General features: G+C 56.6%; 4 protein-coding genes and 1 tRNA gene. 1 reads left to right on the forward strand and 4 read right to left on the reverse strand.

Annotated elements, in window-relative coordinates:
* Positions 1-21: 21 nt before the first annotated feature.
* Positions 22-93, forward strand: a tRNA-Thr gene (locus NCN04_RS10570).
* A gap of 49 nt (positions 94-142) precedes the next feature.
* Here the strand turns inward: NCN04_RS10570 and NCN04_RS10575 are convergent.
* The 4 genes from NCN04_RS10575 to NCN04_RS10590 form a co-directional block, all read right to left on the reverse strand.
* Complete coding sequence (locus NCN04_RS10575) at positions 143-304, reverse strand: hypothetical protein (protein ID WP_250396075.1); 162 nt, start codon at positions 302-304, stop codon at positions 143-145.
* Positions 292-909, reverse strand: a complete 618-nt coding sequence (locus NCN04_RS10580; RefSeq protein ID WP_250396076.1) for a Sua5/YciO/YrdC/YwlC family protein — start codon at positions 907-909, stop codon at positions 292-294. Before NCN04_RS10580 ends, NCN04_RS10575 begins: the two co-directional genes overlap by 13 nt.
* 3 nt (positions 910-912) lie before the next feature.
* Complete coding sequence (gene prmC / locus NCN04_RS10585) at positions 913-1,830, reverse strand: peptide chain release factor N(5)-glutamine methyltransferase (protein WP_250396077.1); 918 nt, start codon at positions 1,828-1,830, stop codon at positions 913-915.
* 9 nt (positions 1,831-1,839) lie between these two features.
* On the reverse strand, positions 1,840-2,511 hold a 672-nt coding region (locus NCN04_RS10590; protein WP_250396078.1), incomplete at its 5' end, for a DNA-processing protein DprA.

Raw genomic sequence — 2,511 nt, forward strand, 5'->3', positions numbered from 1 at the left:
CAGCGTTAAACTCCCAACAATGCCGGCTTAGCTCAGTGGTAGAGCAGCGCTTTTGTAAAGCGAAGGTCATCGGTTCAAATCCGTTAGCCGGCTTTAGACACGATCTGTAAGGGCACGATCAGCTCTTCTTCTGCACGGTGGGTCATCGGATTGAACGACCTGTAAAGATCCAGATCACAACGAAGACAATCATCCATGGGAGCAGGTTGAAACCAACCAATGGCGTGAGCAGTTGGACCACCGGTTCATACAGCCAGTGCATGGCCGTTTGGAGCAAAATCAACGCAGCGATTAACCAGAGCATTCGGGAAGGCTCACCACACCTACTGGCATCACAGCGCCTCTGCGCAGGCAATGCCAGTCTTGAGGTCCTCGCCAAGCAATCACCGAGCTCGCTTGACACGAAGGGGCTGGCCAAGGGATTGGTGCCAGCAACGGCAAGTCTGGAAATGCGTCAGCCGCCTCCGTTTCGGTTCGACTGGCTGGCTCTCCCGAAAAATTGGCACTGGTCGTGGCAAGCGGACCGCTGCAACGCAGAAGATCCAACATGGGCTTACAAGCTGGGATGCGCAAACCAAGGGTTGCGCATCCAGGGTTGAGAGTCTCTGCGCAGGGACCAAAGGCTGGCAAGACCAGGGTGAGGGCCCCTGGCCAGTGCAGTTGCGCAAGTGCAATGGCATCGGCTCGGGCAGCGGGGGAGACATGACACAACAACGCATCAACGTCAGCACCCATCAGGATCAACGGCTTGTCCTGTGGCCGTTTTTTCAATCTCCAAATTTGAGCCGCATGCTCTGGCATCGAAGCCAATGCCGGGAGGGTGTCTGTTGGCAGTAAGGCTGCGCCGCCAGCACGCAAATGCGCTTCGATGCCATCGCGATCGAACAGATGGAGGGGATTGATCGTCATCATTCATCCCTCTGCTGGTCGGTCGTAAACGACAGGTTCGCAAGACCGCTGCGCAAGAGCAAAGCGAGGGATGCCCTGAAGGTCATCACGGGCTTCTGGCCGTTCAAGACCTGCATCACTGAGCAACTTCAGCACCATCGCACTCTGGTCATGGTGATGCTCCAGGAGGATCCATCCGCCTGGAGCCAGTGCTCTGCTTGCATCTCGGATGATCTGCCTGCAACAGTCGAGTCCATCCTCACCACCACAAAGAGCCAAATGAGGCTCATGGTCTTTAACAACTGGCGCAAGTTCATCCATCACAGCCGTTGGGATGTAAGGCGGATTGCTGAGCACCAGGTCCAACTGCCCCCACCATGGTTTGAGCGGTTCCCACCAGCTGCCGAGATGGAGTTGCCAACCACTTTCTCCAGCTAGGGCAATCAGATTGCGTTTAGCAAGAGCAAGCGCACTGTCACTGGAGTCCACAGCATGGCCCTGCCAGCGAGGGAAAACACGGGCAAGAGCCGCGGCCAAAGCTCCCGAGCCTGTTCCCAAGTCGGCCCAGACGCCTTCCCCAACGCGCGCATCCTCCGGCAAACACTGCAAAGCGAAGTCGATGAGCAGCTCAGTTTCTTGGCGGGGAATCAAGGCAGCCGACGACACCTCCAGCTCAAGATCTCGCCATGGACACATGCCAACCAAGTGCTGAAGAGGAATGTGCTGATCGCGATGTTGAACCCAAAGATCGGTGAGCTGTTGCAAGGAGGAACTCAGCTCGATCTCAACATCTGGGCAAATTCGTAGCTTTTGAAGATCACTCCACGAGCAATCTGCGGCCATCGAAAGCAGCCAATCCAAATCGACAGGGCATCCACCCTGACGAATCAGCTCACGCCTCCACATCAGTAGATCTGTTCCCTTGCAGCGGATAACGCCCATTGAAGAAGGTTAAACGGACCGCCAACGCAGTCCAGGCTTGGGCTCGACAACACCCGCGAGCTCGAGCTGCAACAACTCATGCGCCAATTGATTGGGATTGCAGCTGAGTGCTGCAGAGAGCTGCTCAAGGGTGAGCCCTTCATCAACGCCACGCAGAAGCAAGGGATTCCGATCAACTGAAGACGGGGATCGGTCCAATGTGATCGACGCAGTCCTCGCGGCCGCAAGCGGTCCCGGACCTAGGGCCTCAATCAAGGATTCAGGCGATAGCAAGGGTGTTGCCCCCTTCTGCAACAAACCGTTGCTGCCCTGACAAGACCAACGCAGCGCATCCCCTGGAACCACCCAAACAGGACAATCCAGAGTGTGAGCAATCTGGGCTGATAGCAGTGAGCCGCTTGTCTCAGGGCACTCAACCACCACTAGGGCACAAGACACACTGACGAGAAGACGATTGCGTAAAGCAAAATTGGATCTCTGCACCCGCGCTCCGCGAGGACATTCGCTCAACAACAAGCCAGCAGATTCGACTTGAGCCTGCAGGGCCTCATGCTCAGGCGGATACACACGATCCAACGGCGTACCCAACACACCAACTGGAAGTCCACCCGCTGCAAGACACCCATGATGAGAGGTGGCATCAATTCCTTCGGCAAGACCACTCACCACGGGCCAACCAGC

Source organism: Synechococcus sp. MU1655 (assembly GCF_023630655.1).
Classification (GTDB): Bacteria; Cyanobacteriota; Cyanobacteriia; order PCC-6307; family Cyanobiaceae; genus Synechococcus_C.

Excerpts from the sequence above, each read along its gene's own strand:
- NCN04_RS10575 (WP_250396075.1), bottom strand. The coding sequence starts at position 304 with ATGCTCTGGTTAATCGCTGCGTTGATTTTGCTCCAAACGGCCATGCAC.
- NCN04_RS10580 (WP_250396076.1), bottom strand. The coding sequence starts at position 909 with ATGACGATCAATCCCCTCCATCTGTTCGATCGCGATGGCATCGAAGCG.
- prmC (WP_250396077.1), bottom strand. The coding sequence starts at position 1,830 with ATGGGCGTTATCCGCTGCAAGGGAACAGATCTACTGATGTGGAGGCGT.